Source organism: Rhodococcus sp. PML026 (genome assembly GCF_000963615.1).
GTDB classification, from domain to species: Bacteria; Actinomycetota; Actinomycetes; order Mycobacteriales; family Mycobacteriaceae; genus Rhodococcoides; species Rhodococcoides fascians.
This window is the reverse complement of record NZ_KQ031375.1, coordinates 353,155-368,914: the sequence shown is the minus strand read 5'-3', so window position 1 is coordinate 368,914 and position 15,760 is coordinate 353,155. Positions and strand designations below refer to the sequence as shown.

14 protein-coding genes are annotated in these 15,760 nt (G+C 65.9%); 11 read left to right on the top strand and 3 right to left on the bottom strand.

Going from position 1 to position 15,760, the window contains the following annotated elements; all coding sequences use genetic code 11:
* Positions 1-54: 54 nt before the first annotated feature.
* The 7 genes from ruvB (at position 55) to VF34_RS17105 (ending at position 9,593) form a co-directional block, all read left to right on the top strand.
* A complete protein-coding gene (ruvB, locus tag VF34_RS17135; protein ID WP_045841916.1) occupies positions 55-1,083 on the top strand; it encodes a Holliday junction branch migration DNA helicase RuvB in 1,029 nt (342 codons plus the stop codon).
* A gap of 138 nt (positions 1,084-1,221) precedes the next feature.
* Positions 1,222-1,647: a preprotein translocase subunit YajC gene (yajC, locus tag VF34_RS17130; RefSeq protein ID WP_027496947.1), complete on the top strand. Its 426-nt coding sequence runs from the start codon at positions 1,222-1,224 to the stop codon at positions 1,645-1,647.
* Positions 1,648-1,807: 160 nt separating this feature from the next.
* Positions 1,808-3,577 carry a protein translocase subunit SecD gene (gene secD, locus VF34_RS17125; RefSeq protein WP_045841767.1) on the top strand — a complete coding sequence of 590 codons (1,770 nt, stop codon included), beginning with the start codon at positions 1,808-1,810 and terminating at the stop codon, positions 3,575-3,577.
* Position 3,578: 1 nt separating this feature from the next.
* Positions 3,579-4,760, top strand: a complete 1,182-nt coding sequence (gene secF, locus VF34_RS17120; RefSeq protein ID WP_032372500.1) for a protein translocase subunit SecF — start codon at positions 3,579-3,581, stop codon at positions 4,758-4,760.
* A 20-nt stretch (positions 4,761-4,780) separates the two neighbouring features.
* Positions 4,781-6,484: an ABC transporter substrate-binding protein gene (locus VF34_RS17115; RefSeq protein ID WP_032372499.1), complete on the top strand. Its 1,704-nt coding sequence runs from the start codon at positions 4,781-4,783 to the stop codon at positions 6,482-6,484.
* Positions 6,481-7,038 carry an adenine phosphoribosyltransferase gene (locus VF34_RS17110; protein WP_045841766.1) on the top strand — a complete coding sequence of 186 codons (558 nt, stop codon included), beginning with the start codon at positions 6,481-6,483 and terminating at the stop codon, positions 7,036-7,038. The genes VF34_RS17115 and VF34_RS17110 overlap by 4 nt, the downstream gene beginning before the upstream one ends.
* 206 nt (positions 7,039-7,244) lie before the next feature.
* The gene (locus tag VF34_RS17105; RefSeq protein WP_371828218.1) at positions 7,245-9,593 is read left to right on the top strand and encodes a RelA/SpoT family protein; all 2,349 of its coding nucleotides are present in this window, start codon (positions 7,245-7,247) and stop codon (positions 9,591-9,593) included.
* 72 nt (positions 9,594-9,665) lie between these two features.
* Here the strand turns inward: VF34_RS17105 and VF34_RS17100 are convergent, their stop codons facing one another.
* Together VF34_RS17100 and VF34_RS17095 are read right to left on the bottom strand one after the other, a co-directional pair.
* Positions 9,666-10,463, bottom strand: coding sequence for a peptidylprolyl isomerase (locus tag VF34_RS17100; protein WP_052053307.1), 798 nt, complete (start codon positions 10,461-10,463; stop codon positions 9,666-9,668).
* The gene (locus VF34_RS17095) at positions 10,460-11,323 is read right to left on the bottom strand and encodes a peptidylprolyl isomerase (protein ID WP_027496954.1); all 864 of its coding nucleotides are present in this window, start codon (positions 11,321-11,323) and stop codon (positions 10,460-10,462) included. The genes VF34_RS17100 and VF34_RS17095 overlap by 4 nt, the downstream gene beginning before the upstream one ends.
* A 191-nt stretch (positions 11,324-11,514) precedes the next feature.
* Here VF34_RS17095 and VF34_RS17090 point away from each other — a divergent pair, with 191 nt between their 5' ends.
* From VF34_RS17090 to VF34_RS17080, 3 genes are read left to right on the top strand one after another with little or no spacing between them, the layout of a single operon-like run.
* Positions 11,515-12,207, top strand: a complete 693-nt coding sequence (locus tag VF34_RS17090) for an MBL fold metallo-hydrolase (RefSeq protein ID WP_032372498.1) — start codon at positions 11,515-11,517, stop codon at positions 12,205-12,207.
* 2 nt (positions 12,208-12,209) lie between these two features.
* Positions 12,210-13,481: a histidine--tRNA ligase gene (gene hisS / locus VF34_RS17085; protein ID WP_032372788.1), complete on the top strand. Its 1,272-nt coding sequence runs from the start codon at positions 12,210-12,212 to the stop codon at positions 13,479-13,481.
* Positions 13,471-14,109 (top strand): hypothetical protein, encoded by a 639-nt coding sequence (locus VF34_RS17080; protein ID WP_032365086.1) that lies wholly within the window; start codon positions 13,471-13,473, stop codon positions 14,107-14,109. The genes hisS and VF34_RS17080 overlap by 11 nt, the downstream gene beginning before the upstream one ends.
* A gap of 13 nt (positions 14,110-14,122) precedes the next feature.
* On the opposite strand, the gene VF34_RS17075 is transcribed toward VF34_RS17080, so the two are convergent.
* A complete protein-coding gene (locus VF34_RS17075; RefSeq protein ID WP_032372497.1) occupies positions 14,123-14,593 on the bottom strand; it encodes a DUF3237 domain-containing protein in 471 nt (156 codons plus the stop codon).
* 128 nt (positions 14,594-14,721) lie between these two features.
* Here VF34_RS17075 and VF34_RS17070 point away from each other — a divergent pair, with 128 nt between their 5' ends.
* Positions 14,722-15,750 (top strand): Rv2578c family radical SAM protein, encoded by a 1,029-nt coding sequence (locus tag VF34_RS17070; RefSeq protein WP_032372496.1) that lies wholly within the window; start codon positions 14,722-14,724, stop codon positions 15,748-15,750.
* Positions 15,751-15,760 lie beyond the last annotated feature (10 nt).

The window sequence follows — 15,760 nt, the reverse complement described above, 5'->3', positions numbered from 1 at the left end:
GTCGGCGTGACCGAGGACGACGAGTTCGGGGAATCCCAGGTCGGTGCGGAGGCCATGTCCGACGACCTCGACATCGAGACCAGTCTGCGTCCGAAGAACCTCACCGATTTCATCGGTCAGCCTCGGGTGCGTGAGCAACTGCAGCTGGTGCTCTCGGGGGCGAAGATGCGCGGCGGCACCCCCGATCACATCCTGATGTCGGGTCCGCCCGGCCTGGGAAAGACCAGCATGGCGATGATCATCGCCGCGGAACTCGGCACGTCACTGCGGTTGACCTCCGGGCCCGCCCTCGAGCGTGCGGGCGATCTGGCCGCGATGCTCAGCAACCTCGTCGAAGGGGACGTGCTGTTCATCGACGAGATTCATCGGATCGCCCGGCCGGCCGAGGAAATGTTGTATCTGGCCATGGAGGACTTCCGTGTCGACGTGATCGTCGGCAAGGGGCCGGGAGCGACATCCATTCCCTTGGAGGTCGCCCCGTTCACTCTCGTCGGTGCGACCACCCGGTCCGGCGCGCTCACCGGACCGCTGCGCGACCGCTTCGGGTTCGTGGCGCACATGGATTTCTACGAGCCAAGTGAACTCGAACGAATTCTGATGCGATCCGCCGGGATTCTGGGTGTCCCCATCGACCGAGACGGCTGCGCCGAGATCGCAGGACGCTCGCGTGGCACACCCCGAATCGCGAACCGACTGCTGCGCCGAGTTCGCGACTACGCGGACGTGCGCGGGGACGGCACCGTCACCCAGGACACCGCCAAGGCCGCGCTCGTGGTCTACGACGTGGACAAGCTCGGACTGGATCGCCTCGACCGTGCCGTCCTCAGCGCGCTGATCCGAAGTTTCGGCGGGGGACCGGTGGGAGTGTCCACTCTCGCTGTCGCCGTCGGCGAGGAGCCCTCGACGGTCGAGGAAGTGTGTGAGCCGTTCCTGGTACGGGCCGGGATGATCGCCCGCACGCCGCGCGGTCGCGTCGCCACCGCCGCCGCCTGGCACCACCTCGGTCTCACCCCACCGCCGGACCTCGCAGTCGGGGGAATTTCGGTGCGATCGGCCGAGGTCCAGCAGGGATTATTCGAGTGAAACGGCCGCAACACGAGACGAACGGACCGAGCGGGCCACAGGTGATGGCACACTGGGTAGCTGCGAGGCCCGCACCAGCGATGTTCTCGCACGAGACAATGACGATTATCGAACCGAACTTCGAGGACTGACCTTCCGATGGATTTGCTGTTTCCGCTGCTGATCGTGGCCCTTCTGGTACCGCTGTTTCTCAACGCGCGCCGACAGAAGAAGGTGCTGGCCAAGACCACGGAAATGCAGGACTCGCTGAAGGTCGGCGACGAGGTCGTCACCACCGCAGGCCTGTATGCACGAGTGGTCCTGGTCGAGGACGACACGATCGACCTCGAGATCGCCGACGGCGTCATCACGACGTGGTCACGCGCCGTCGTGCGTGAGGTTCTGCCCGACGACACCGAGTTCGACGACGGCGAGTCGGACGAGAACACCTTCGATTCGGTGCCCGGCGCCGGCACCGCCGCGGTCGGCCCCACCGAGCCGGCAGCTCCGTCGCTGCACAAGGACGTCGGGAACCCCGCCGACGAAACCGTCGAGCAGACGACGAAGCGCCTCGAAAAAGAGTGACGTAACGAAGATCCGAACCGCTGTCGGAGACACAATCCGGCAGCGGTTTCGTCTGCGGTGAGCGTCGTGGTGCACAATCGCACCGCCCGCCGCTGACACAACGAGGCACGAGCCAACAGGAACAGACACTTTTCCACCGCCCAGAGGAGAATCACACACCGTGGCACCTTCCAGCGGATCGGTGCATCCCGCCCGCTATCTCGCCGTCTTCGCGGTGCTGATGGCGTCGGTGTATGCCCTGGTCTTCTTCACCGGAGACAAAGACCCCTCGCCGAAGTTGGGAATCGACCTGCAGGGCGGCACGCGAGTGACGCTGACTGCACGCACGCCCGACGGGAATGCGCCGTCGCAGGACAGCCTCAAGCAGGCGCAGCAGATCATCGAGACCCGCGTCAACGGTCTCGGCGTGTCCGGTTCCGAGGTGGTCATCGACGGCGACAATCTCGTCATCACGGTGCCCGGTGACGACAGCTCTCAGGCGAGAACTCTGGGGCAGACCGCTCGACTGTTCATTCGTCCGGTGGTGGGGTCGGTTGCACCATCCGCAGGCCAGGCGACGCCGGGTTCTCCGCAGACTCCGACGGACCCGGCTGCGCCGGCAGATCCGGCGACAGCCGTCGATCCTGCTGCTCCAGCGGCTCCGCAGAGTCGGGTGTTTCCGGCGCAGGATCCGACGACGGTCGACCCGACCCCCGCTCCGACAACCGGTGCTCCGGCCTCGGACGCACCCGCGACGGACGCCCCGACCTCGAGTGATCCCGCCGAAAACGCGTCGCTGTCCGACGCCGATCGCGCAGCCCAGGAGATCGCCGACGCGAAGGCGCTTCGTCAGAGCGAGGATCAGCAGATACAGCAGCTCGCCATGCAGTCGCTCGATTGCAACGCCGCGGACCCGCTCGCCGGCAACGACGATCCTGCACTCCCGCTCGTGGCCTGCTCCACCGACGGAACAGCTGTCTACCTTCTCGGTCCGACGATCATCGACGGTCAGCAGATCGCCGACGCGACGTCGGGATTCGACAACCAGCAGGCTCAGTTCCAGGTGAGCCTGACGTTCGATTCCGAGGGGTCGAACACCTGGGCGCAGTTCACGGCTGCGAACCTGCAGAAGCAGGCCGCATTCGTACTGGACTCGAAGGTGATCAGCGCGCCGGTCATTCAGGGTGCCACTCCCGCCGGTAGTGCCACGTCGATCACCGGCAACTTCAACGCGCAGAGCGCTTCCGAACTGGCCAACACGCTCAAGTACGGTTCGCTGCCTCTGTCGTTCGTGTCCTCCGAGGCCGAAACGGTCTCGGCCACATTGGGATTGGCGTCACTCGAAGCAGGCCTGATCGCCGGTGCCATCGGCTTGGCCCTCGTGCTGGTCTACTGCCTGTTGTACTACCGAGCCCTCGGCCTGCTCACGGCTCTGTCGTTGGCGCTGGCCGGGCTCGTCGTCTACGGCATCCTGATCCTGCTCGGCAGGTGGATCAGCTTCACCCTCGACCTCGCCGGCATCGCCGGCCTGATCATCGGTATCGGCATGACCGCGGACTCTTTCGTGGTGTTCTTCGAACGCATCAAGGACGAGATTCGCGAGGGCCGCAGCTTCCGATCAGCAGTGCCCCGCGGTTGGGCCCGCGCACGCAAGACCATCCTGTCCGGCAACGCGGTCAGCTTCATCGCCGCTGCCGTTCTGTACGTACTGGCAGTCGGTCAGGTGCGCGGCTTCGCGTTCACCCTGGGACTGACGACCATCCTCGATGTCATCGTCGTGGTGCTGGTGACGTGGCCGCTGGTGAATCTGGCGTCGAAGTCGAAATTCTGGTCCAAGCCGTCCGTCAACGGTCTCGGCGCGGTCCAGCAGATCGCGCTCGAACGAAAGCGCGCCGCCAACAAGGCAGTCGCCGTCAAGACCGGCGCCGCGTCGCCGTCGAAGGAGGCATGACATGTCCGATACGGCCACCTCGACCCCATCGCCTCTCGACGATTCGAGCGTCGACCAGTCCACGCAGCCCAGGCACAGTTGGTTCTCTCGTCTCTACACCGGCACCGGTGCATTCGAGATCGTCGGACGCCGCAGGTTCTACTACGTGCTGACCGGCGTCATCGTGCTGATCTGCCTGCTCAGCTTCCTCGTGCGTGGGTTCACGCTCGGTATCGACTTCGAGGGCGGCACCCGCATCGCATTGCCCGCCGCGGACAACATCTCCACCGAGCAGGTCGAAACCGTCTACAACGACTCGCTGGGCATGCCCCCGGTGTCTGTCCAGACGGTCGGCTCGGGTGCCGCGGCCACGGTGCAGATCCGTTCCGAGGCGCTCGATCCAGCCGAAGTCGACACTCTTCGACAGGCGCTGTTCCAGTCCTTCCAGCCGCAGGACAACTCGGGCACCGCAACGCCCAATGCCATCAGCGTCTCCGACGTGAGTGAGACGTGGGGGAGTCAGATCACCCAGAAGGCTCTGATAGCCCTCGCGGTGTTCCTGGTGATCGTCAGCATCTACATCGCCATCCGATACGAACGAGACATGGCGCTGGCGGCCCTGGCCGCATTGGGCTTCGACCTCGTCGTCACCGCGGGCGTCTATTCACTCGTCGGCTTCGAGGTGACCCCGGCCACGGTGATCGGTCTGCTGACCATTCTGGGCTTCTCGCTGTACGACTCCGTCGTGGTGTTCGACAAGGTGGAGGAGAACACCCGAGGCATCTTGAACCTGCACCGCAAGACGTACGCGGAGCAGGCCAACCTCGCCGTGAATCAGACTCTGATGCGATCGATCAACACGACCGTGATCGGTGTTCTGCCGGTCATCGCGTTGATGATCGTCGCGGTCTGGCTGCTGGGCGTGGGAACGCTCAAGGATCTCGCTCTCGTGCAGCTCGTCGGCATGATCGTCGGTGCCTACTCGTCCATCTTCTTCGCCACGCCGCTGTTGGTGACCCTGAAGGAGAAGTGGGGCCCGGTCGCGGTCCACACTCGCAAGGTCCACTCCAAGCGTGCCGACGCGGCGGCGCGCGCCGCCGGTCTCGCACCCGAACCGGTGGCCGTCGGCGTGGATGTCAGCAAGGCGTCGGCACCGCAGCCCGGCAATCGCCCCACTGGGAAGCGGAACAAGAAGCGCCGATAGCGAGATCGTAGAGATGGAGAGTGCACGTGGAACGTAGGTGGAGCGCGGCACTGCTGGCAGCGGGTCTGGCCGCAGCGTCGCTCACCGCATGTTCGGCCTCGGAGGACAAGGTGCCTTCCATCGGGTATTCGTTCGACAACGTGGTGAACAACTACAACGCCAGGACCGTCGACGGGGCCGCGTCGGGAGCGCGTCAGGCGTTCACACGAGTCCAGGTCGGGTTCAGCTATCTGGGACCGGACGGTGATGCGCTGTCGGACAACGACATCGGTACCGTCGCCGTGGTGCCTGGGGACGTTCTGACGCTGCAGTACACGATCGCGCCTGCGGCGAAATACTCCGACGGCGCACCGATGGCGTGCGATGACCTGGTGCTGGCGTGGGCCGCCAACAGCGGCCGGTTCGCCACCGACCGTCCCCTGTTCGACGCGGCGTCGACGGCGGGATACTCCGACATCGCGAGCATCGACTGCGTCCCCGGGTCCAAGGACGCCACCGTCGTCTTCGCCCCGGGCCGCAGCTACCAGAACTGGCGAGCTCTCTTCGGTGCCACCGATCTGTTGCCCGCACACGTGGCTGCGCGCGCGGCCGGGGTACCGAACGTCGTCGATCCCATAGTGGCCGGCGATGACGGTGTCGTCTCTCGGATCGCCGATTTCTGGAACACCGGGTGGACGTTGACGCCCGGTTCTGTCGACACGTCTCTGTTGCCGTCGGCCGGTCCGTACCGCGTCGACTCGTACACCCCCGAGGACGGGTTGGTTCTGGTCGCAAACGACGCCTGGTGGGGCATTCCGCCCGAGACGCAAAGAGTCGTGATCTGGCCCAAGGGCACCGACGTCCCGGCCAAGATTGCCGACGGATCTCTGGACGTGATCGACCAGGGTGCGGGCGCGATCGATCTGGGTTCGACCGAGGGGTTCGAGACCGTCACGGAACCGTCGCGAGGCGTCGAGCAGCTGACGTTCGCGACCCAGGGCGCGCTGGCGGAGGCGAGTGCTCGCCGGGCCGTGGCCGCATGCATCCCGCGAACGGACCTGTTCGACACACTCGGGCACCCTGGCTTCGAGGCACCGCCGGCCGGGCCCAGCTCCAGCGTCGTCGATTCTCGGCTGATGCAACCGGACACTCTGGTGTACCCCTCGGTGGCCGCGACGGTCGGCGACCGGTACCAGCGGTCGGACCTGGACCGCGCCGGCAAGGAACTGGCCGCGTCGGGTAACAGTGCGCTGACCGTGCGCGTCGGCTACCTGGCACCGGACGCGCGCCGCTCTCAGCTGGTCAGCCGAATGGCGACCGATTGTGCGGCGGCGGGGATAACCGTCGAGGACGCGAGCTCACCGGAGTTCACGCCGTCCGCGCTTCGTGCCGGAACAGTGGACGCCGTTCTCGGCGGCGCGGGGTCGCTGCCAGGGCCGACCGGCTCGGCGTCGTCCGTCGTCGCACGGTACTCGTTGCGAACCGGTATCGGCCTCAACGTGGGCGGGTACAGCAACGGGCGGATCGACTCGATCGTCGACCAGCTGGCGGTGACCGACGATCCCGAGCGCGTGCTGGCGTTGGCGACCGAGGGCGAGAACATTCTGTGGAACGACATGCCGTCGCTTCCGCTGTACAGCGAGCCGCGCACCACCGTCGTCAGCGACGGTATGCAGGACGTCGTGGCCAACCCCACGGCGGCCGGTGCCGGCTGGAACATGGATCGGTGGGTACTTCTGAAATGAGCGATGCGACAGTGACTCAGGACGGCGGGGTGCGCGGTGATGCCGTGTCGGCCGTGCATCGGCTGACGCGGTGGGTGGACGATTTTCCCGTGGACGGGGTGCGGTTCGGCGACCTGACCCCGGTGTTCGCGGAGGGGCCCGCGTTGCGCAGTGTCGTCACGGCACTGACGGAGGGTTTCGAGAACGTCGATCTGGTGGCCGGCATCGATGCCCGAGGGTTTCTGCTGGGAGCGGGCGTGGGACTCGAGCTCGGTTGCGGGGTGCTCGCTGTACGCAAGGCGGGCAAACTGCCGCCGCCCGTGCACTCGCGAACCTACGATCTCGAGTACGGAACCGCAGAACTGCAGATTCCGACCTCCATCGAGCTGGCCGGTCGACGGGTGCTCGTGGTCGACGATGTCCTCGCCACCGGCGGTACCGTCGATGCGACAGCTCGGTTGCTGGCCGAGCAGGGCGCGGTGGTGGTCGGGGCGACCGTGGTGCTGGAAATAGAGGCGCTCGACGGCCGCAGCAAGTGCAGTGACTACCCGCTCGCCTGCCTGGTTCGAGTCTGAGGACTAAAGTCGACTGATACAGCGTCGACCGGATCTGTCCTGGCGTCGGCGCGAATGTGTGGCAGGAGGTGATGAGAGTGACCCGTTACATCGATCAGCCCTTGCCCGAGCGGCCCGCAGTCGCCGATCGGCCGGGAACCGGTGCGGATTCGGTCGCGTCCGGCGATACGAGCGCGGTCGTCGATACCGCAGTGGTCAACGATCCGGTGGTGGACAGACCGGGCGTGCGCGAGCCGGTGTCGAGTGATTCGGCGCAGGCCGACGACCAGGCGCCCTCGGGTGCACGCAATTCGCCACCCGTGCCCACCTCGGCCTCCCGTCGAGTTCGGGCGCGGCTCGCTCGTCGCATCACGGCCGGACGCAGCGCGGCGGTCAAGCCCGTCCTCGAACCCCTGGTCAGTCTGCATCGCGAGCTGTATCCCAAGGCCGATCTGACGCTGCTGCAGCGGGCCTACGACGTCGCGGACGAGCTGCATTCCACACAGATGCGCAAGTCCGGCGATCCGTACATCACCCATCCACTTGCCGTGGCGAACATCCTCGCCGAACTGGGTATGGACACCACAACGTTGGTTGCGGCCCTGCTGCACGACACGGTGGAGGACACCGGCTACTCGTTGGCCAAGTTGACCGAGGAGTTCGGTGACGAGGTGTCCCATCTTGTCGACGGGGTCACCAAGCTGGACAAGGTCGTACTGGGGACGGCCGCCGAGGGCGAGACCATCCGAAAGATGATCATCGCGATGGCGCGGGACCCGCGGGTGTTGGTCATCAAGGTCGCCGATCGACTGCACAACATGCGCACGATGCGATTCCTACCCCCGGAGAAGCAGGCCCGCAAGGCCAAGGAAACACTGGAAGTCATTGCGCCGCTTGCTCATCGGCTGGGTATGGCTACCGTCAAATGGGAGCTCGAAGACCTGGCCTTTGCCATTCTCCATCCCAAGAAGTACGACGAGATCGTTCGGCTGGTCGCAGATCGGGCACCGTCCCGCGACACGTACCTCGAGAAGGTACGGGCCGAGATCAACGCCACACTCGCGGCATCGAGAATCAGCGCCGTCGTCGAGGGACGTCCCAAGCACTACTGGTCGATCTACCAGAAGATGATCGTCAAGGGCCGCGACTTCGACGACATCCACGACCTCGTGGGAGTGCGCATTCTGTGCGACGAGATCCGCGACTGCTATGCCGCGGTCGGCGTCGTGCACTCGCTGTGGCAGCCGATGGCGGGCCGCTTCAAGGACTACATCGCGCAGCCACGGTACGGCGTCTACCAGTCGCTGCACACCACGGTGATCGGGCCCGAGGGCAAGCCACTCGAAGTGCAGATTCGCACCAGGGACATGCACCGCACCGCGGAGTTCGGTATCGCTGCTCACTGGCGATACAAGGAGACCAAGGGCAAGCACTCGCAGGACAACGCCGAGGTCGACGACATGGCGTGGATGCGCCAGTTGCTCGACTGGCAGCGTGAAGCGGCCGACCCGGGCGAGTTCCTCGAATCTCTGCGCTACGACCTGGCGGTCAAGGAAATCTTCGTCTTCACCCCGAAGGGCGATGTCGTCACGCTTCCCGCCGGATCCTGTCCGGTCGACTTCGCCTATGCGGTGCACACCGAAGTGGGTCACCGCTGTATCGGAGCCCGGGTCAACGGTCGCCTGGTGGCACTCGAACGAACCCTCGACAACGGCGAGGTGGTCGAGGTCTTCACGTCCAAGGCCGTCACGGCCGGGCCGAGCCGAGATTGGCAGGGCTTCGTCGCGTCACCGCGTGCGAAGACCAAGATCCGTCAGTGGTTCGCCAAGGAACGTCGCGAAGAGGCCCTCGAAGCCGGTAAGGACGCCATCGCGAAAGAGGTCCGTCGCGGCGGACTTCCGTTGCAGCGCTTGATGAATGCCGAGTCCATGTCGGCCATCTCCCACGAACTGCGGTACGTGGACGTGTCGGCGTTGTACACCGCGGTCGGTGAGAACCACGTTTCTGCTCGCCACGTCGTGCAGAGGCTGGTCGCTCATCTCGGTGGTGTCGGTGACGTCGAGGAAGAGCTCGCGGAGCGCTCTACGCCGTCGACCATTCCGACGAGACCGCGTCAGGTCGGAGACGCCGGGGTACTGGTCACCGGTGCCGAGGGTGTCGTGGCAAAACTCGCCAAGTGCTGCACCCCTGTACCCGGGGACGAGATACTCGGGTTCGTCACCCGCGGCGGGTCGGTCAGCGTCCACCGCACCGACTGCACCAATGCGCGGTCGCTCGAGGAGCAGTCCGAGCGCTTCATCGAGGTGCAGTGGGCACCGTCGGCCTCCTCGGTGTTCCTCGTGGCCATTCAGATCGAGGCCCTGGATCGGCATCGGTTGCTCTCGGACGTCACGAAGGCTCTGGCCGACGAGAAGGTCAACATCCTCTCGGCATCCGTCGCGACGTCGGGCGATCGGGTGGCGATCAGCAAGTTCACGTTCGAGATGGGTGACCCCAAGCATCTGGGGCACGTGCTCAACGTCGTGCGCAACGTGGAGGGCGTGTACGACGTGTACCGGCTCACCTCGGCGGCCTGACCGAATTCCGACCCGATACGACAACAGGGTGAACAGAAACTTCTGCTCACCCTGTCGTCGTCGTGCGGTACGTCAGGTTGCCGAGGTGATGACCACCGGATTCGCCGGCGCTCCGTCCTCTGCACCGCCGCTGACTCCACCGGCCGCAATGGCGTCGAGGGTCTGCAGGCCGGCATCGGAGATGGTGCCGAACACCGTGTACTGCGGCGGCAGCACCGAGTCGGCGTACACCAGGAAGAACTGGCTGCCGTTGGTGTCAGGGCCTGCATTGGCCATGGCCAGGGTGCCACGGGGGTAGACGACCGGGTTCTGGGCCTGCGCGGGATCGTCGGCGAACGCCGTTGTGGGGTATTCGTTGGCGAAGCTGTAGCCGGGGCCGCCACGGCCCGATCCCGACGGGTCGCCGCATTGCAACACTTCGAGGCCGGGGGAGGTGGTCAACCGATGACACGGTGCGCCGTCGAAGTAGCCCTGCTGAGCCAGGCTGACCACACTGTTGACGGCGCACGGGGCTTCGGTACGGTCGAGCGTCATTCCGATGTCGCCCTGGGTCGTCGACAGCGTCACGTCGACCGTTCCGAAGACGTCGATGTTCTCGGTCGGAGGCGGAGCGACCTCCTTGGCGGCCGGAGACTCCGCCGGGTACGCACACGAGACCGTATCGGTGGTCGGCTGCGGAACGGGCGGCAGCGCACCGAACCGCGACAGATTCAGCGGCGGCCGCGGTGTGGTCGTCGTGGCCGACGTCGAGGCAGCGGTCGTCGAACCGGCCGGAGTGGGCGTGGCAGCGGTCTCCGTCGATCCGGAGCAGCCGGCGAGAAGAAGTGCCGCAGCGGAGGCTGCGATCACCAGACCGGGTACGCGTGTCACAGGTCGCTCTGCATGGAGGTGATGTCCACCGGCTCGGCCGGTGCGCCGTCGGAGGCACCGCCCTGCGCCCCCTTGGCCGCGATGGCATCCAAGGTGGCGAGACCGGTCTCGTCGATCGTGCCGAAGGCGGTGTAGGCGGGCGGGAGTTGCGAATCGCCGTAGACGAGGAAGAACTGGCTGCCGTTGGTTCCCGGGCCGGCGTTGGCCATCGCCAGGGTTCCGCGGGGGTACAGGACAGGAGTCTGCGCGGCAGGGTCGCCCTCGGCGTACGTGTCGGTGGGGAACTCGTCGGCGAACTGGTAGCCCGGCCCGCCACTACCGGAGCCGGTGGGATCGCCGCACTGCAGCACCTGCAGGCCGGCACCTGTCGTCAGGCGGTGGCAGGTGGTGCCGTCGAAGTAGCCCTGATTGGCCAGGGACACGAAACTGTTCACCGTGCACGGGGATTCGGGGTTGTTCAGTGTCAGGCCGATGTTGCCGGCGGTGGTGGCCATGCTGTAGCTCAAGGGCTCGTCGCTGGTGGGGATGTTCTCGGTGCGGGGAGGGGTGTTGGGCTTGGCGGCCGGCTGTGCGGCGGCAGGGTACGAACAGTTCACCGTCTCGGGCAGCGGTTCCGTACGGCCCGCAGCGATGATCGAATCGGCCGGTGCAGACGTGGTCGAGTCCTGCGCCGTGCTCGCGTCGTCGTCACCGCGGGTCACCACGAAGACGACCGAGACAACGGCCACGACCGCAACCACACCGAGGATGGAGCCGGCGATCGTCAACTGCTTCCGACGTCGTGCTCGCTCTGCACGTCGTACGAGTTGGCGTTCGAGCTTTCGCTTGGCAGCCTCGCGCCGTTGCTCGTTGCTGGGCAATTCGTGTCCTCCCGCTTGTCCTGGTTCGACCACGCCTGCTCGCTGAGCGGGTGGGTCGTGTGGTAGCCGGCCGACAATCGGCCAACGCGAGTTTGCCATCATTGCCTGAGAGCATGCTGGGGGGACCCGACGAGAACCTCCCCACTAAGCTGGCTCGGTACTTCGGCCTCTGCCTCTTAGGAGCGATTGTCTTGCTCGTCACCGGATTCCCCGCAGGAATGTTTCAGACGAACTGCTACATCCTCGCTCAGGACGACGCCTCCGAGTGCGTCGTGGTCGATCCCGGCCAGGATGCCGCCGATCCGTTGGTCGACTTCCTGACGCGATCCTCGCTGACCCCGACAGCGGTGCTGCTGACCCACGGTCATCTGGACCACACGTGGTCCGTGGAGCCGGTCTGCTCGAAGTACGGAATCCCCGCATACATTGCGCCCGAGGACCGATACATGTTGGCGGACCCGATCAAAGGGACCGGTCCGACACTCGCTGCAGTGCTCGGCGACCTCGAGTTCCACGAACCGGACGAGGTGATCGAGTTGGCACACGAGCAACGTCTGAGCCTCGCGGGAATCGACTTCACTGTCGTGCACACTCCGGGGCACACGCAGGGCTCGGTGGTGTTCCTCGCCGAGGCGGACGGCCCCGACGGGAATGTTCCGTTGGCGCTGACCGGCGACACCCTGTTCGCCGGGTCGATCGGCCGGACAGATCTGCCCGGCGGCGACCACGATCAACTTCTACGGTCCATCGCGTCGCGGTTGCTGCCGCTGCGCGACGAGACCGTCGTGCTCCCCGGACACGGCGGACAGAGTTCCATCGGTCAGGAACGCGGGTCCAATCCGTTCCTCGTTGGACTCGGCGACCCCGAGCAAGGAAAGCTGTGACCGTGAGCAAGCCGACCACCTTTTCCGCGCCCAAGGGCATTCCCGATTACTTCCCCCCGAATTCGGCCGAATTCGTCGCTGTCCGGGAGGGCCTCCTCGGTGCCGCCCGCGCCGCCGGGTACGGCCATATCGAACTCCCGATTTTCGAGGACACCGGGTTGTTCGCCCGGGGAGTCGGCGAATCGACCGACGTGGTCAGCAAGGAGATGTACACCTTCTCCGATCGCGGCGACCGATCGGTGACATTGCGTCCCGAGGGCACCGCCGGGGTCATGCGCGCTGTGATCGAGCACGGCTTGGACCGCGGGGCGCTGCCGGTCAAGTTGGCCTACGCCGGACCGTTCTTCCGGTACGAGCGCCCGCAGGCCGGCCGCTACCGCCAACTGCAGCAGGTCGGTGTCGAGGCGATCGGCGTCGACGACCCGGCGCTGGACGCCGAGGTCATCGCCGTTGCCGACGCCGGGTTCCGCGCCCTCGGTCTCACCGGCTTCAGGCTCGAGATCACCTCGCTCGGTGACGACACCTGCCGCCCGCAGTATCGAGAGTTGCTGCAGCACTTCCTCTTTGCGCTTCCGTTGGACGAGGACACGCGTCGACGCGCCGAGATCAACCCGCTGCGGGTTCTCGACGACAAGCGGCCGGAGGTCCGCGAGATGACTGCCGACGCGCCGTTGATGCTCGACCATCTCTCCGATTCTGCGAAGCAGCACTTCGACGAGGTGCTGGCCTACCTCGATGTGATGAATGTTCCGTACCTGGTCAACCCACGGATGGTTCGTGGGCTCGACTACTACACGAAGACGACGTTCGAGTTCGTGCACGACGGCCTCGGGGCCCAATCGGGCATCGGCGGCGGCGGCCGCTACGACGGCCTGATGGAGCAGTTGGGCGGGCAGGCGCTGTCGGGTATCGGATTCGGGCTCGGTGTCGACCGCACCGTCCTCGCGTTGGCCGCCGAGGGCAAGACCGCAGGCACGACGTCGCGGTGTCAGGTGTTCGGCATCCCGATGGGTGCCGCGGCCAAACTCGCGATCGTCGACATCGCGGCGCAGTTGCGTGAACGTGGCATCGCGGTGGACATGGCGTACGGAAATCGCGGCATGAAGGGAGCGATGAAAGCGGCCGATCGTTCGGGAGCCCGATACGCACTCGTGCTGGGCGATCAAGAGCTGTCGGCCGAATCCATCGTGATGAAAGACCTTTCGAACGGCGAGCAGGAGACGGTCGCGTTGGCCGACGTGGTCGACGTCCTCGGAGTGCACCTTGGCCGATGACCCTCGGCCCTCGGCGGGTCCGGTAGCCCTCGATCTGGTCTCGGCGGAGTTCCTCGCGCCGCGGTTGCGCAAGATCGTGGTCGGTTCGCTACTGGTCGGAGTCGTGCTGGGCGTCGTTCTGGCGCTCGTCGTCCCCGTGTGGGTGGCAGTCCTCGTCGGAGTGATCGTCGGTGGTCCGGCGGCGCTGTCGGGTTGGCTGGGATTGCGCCGCCGGGTGTGGATCGACGGGCCACGGCTGTGCGCTCGGGGACTGCGTACCCGACGGCTGAACATGCCGGAGGTGGTGACGGCGGAAATGACCATCCGCACGGCCGGAATCGACCAGATCTCGCTGCGGCTCTACGACGGTCGTACTCGTATCGTTCTGCCGTTGGCGCTCTACACCAGGGGCGGCGGCCGCGAACTGCCGATTCTTGCGTTGCGCACGCTCGCCGATTCGCTGTGGACCACCGAACTCGTTCCCGCGGCGGCCATCGCGTCGGTGCTGGTGGATCAGCTGCGGGCCGAGGCGCGCGACGCCGGGCTCGACGAGCGCCCTCTCTACCGAGCGATCGAACTGGTTCGCAGCAAGGGTCGCACTCCGCACGCGACGTTGACCGACCGGGAGGTCGCGCAGCTGCTCGGATGAGAGCGGACGGCTCTCAGGTCACCAGGAATGCGTCGAGCACCACGGCCTCGGCCGATCGTGAGCCGGAGGTGACGACGAGGGCCCGGTTGAGGTACGTGAACTTCGGAACAGCGGTCGACACTCGCAACGTGCCGCGGAAGTAGTAGGTCGCCGGGTCGACCTCTCGGTCGGGATCGTTCAGAGCGTCGATGACCTCGGCCGGTCCGAACTGGACTCCACGATAGTCGAGCGAAAGGTAACCGCCGGTTGCCAATTCGAGGACGAGATCGCTGCTGAACTCGGTGCACCCGTCGGGCCGGGTGACGCTGACGACGGTCGATCGAGCAGCAAGAGTGCCCTCGATGTCGGGGCCGGGTGCGGCCCCGCCGAGGACGGTGGTGACGACTCGGTCGCCTTCGGGCACCGAACCGATCTCGATGGCCGGTCCCAGGGTGAGGCCCAGGCGCAGAATGGGTTCCAGGGTCGGTATGTTCGGGGCGGTCACGTGCGGTGCACTCCTAGGATCGACTTCGGGCCCTACGCTATCGCTTGTCGGCCGCCGGACCCGACCGGGGGATGCGGGGGAGCGATGCCGACCTTGACACGGCATAGAACAAATGTTCGACTGTGTGCATGCGATGGGCCGGTCAGACTCTCGATGCCGCAGACGAGGGCGCGCTACCGGGGCTGGAACGGTCCGGGCTCGTCCGCAGCGTGCAGACCCCGGAGTTCGAGGGCATCACATTTCACGAGGTGCTGTGCAAGAGTGCCCTGAACGAGGTTCCGGGCGAATCGCAGGTGCCGTTCTCGTGGACCGTCAATCCGATGCGCGGATGCTCGCATGCGTGCCGATACTGCTTCGCGAGGCCGACACACGAATACCTGGACCTCGATTCCGGCAACGATTTCGACTCGCAGATCGTCGTCAAGACGAACGTTGCGGCAGTCCTCCGCAAAGAGCTCGCACGTCGATCCTGGAAGCGGGAGCCGGTCGCGCTGGGAACCAACACCGATCCCTATCAACGCGCCGAGGGGCGATATCGGTTGATGCCCGGCATCATTCGCGCGTTGACCGAGTCGGGTACGCCGTTCTCGATCCTGACCAAGGGAACGCTGTTGCGACGGGATCTGCCGCTGCTGACCCTGGCTGCACAGAAGGTCGACGTACACGTGAGCATCAGTTTGGCGATCCACGATGCAGAGCTGCAGAAGCAGCTCGAACCCGGAACACCAAGTCCGCGAGCACGATTGGACCTCATCCGCGCCGTGCGGGATGCGGGACTCGACTGCGGTGTGCTGGTGGCGCCGGTCATTCCGTTTCTCACCGACGGAGCCAGACAACTCGACGGGCTGATCGCTGCGCTGGCCGAGGCCGGGGCGACGACCGTCACGGCGCTGCCGATGCATCTTCGATCGAGCACCAAGGACTGGTACATGAGCTGGCTGGTGAAGGAGCACCCGGCGTTGGTACGCAGATACCGCCAGCTCTACGGACACGGGGCGTACGTCACTCCGGAGTACAAGCAGTGGCTGAAGGCGAGAATCGATCCGCTGCTCGACACCTACGGTTTCGCCGCCGACCAGATTCGCGCGTTGCCCGCGAACGAGCCTGCCGAACCCCGCGGGTTGGTGACTTCGGGGCCGGCACTCACGCTGTTCTGAGTAGTACTGG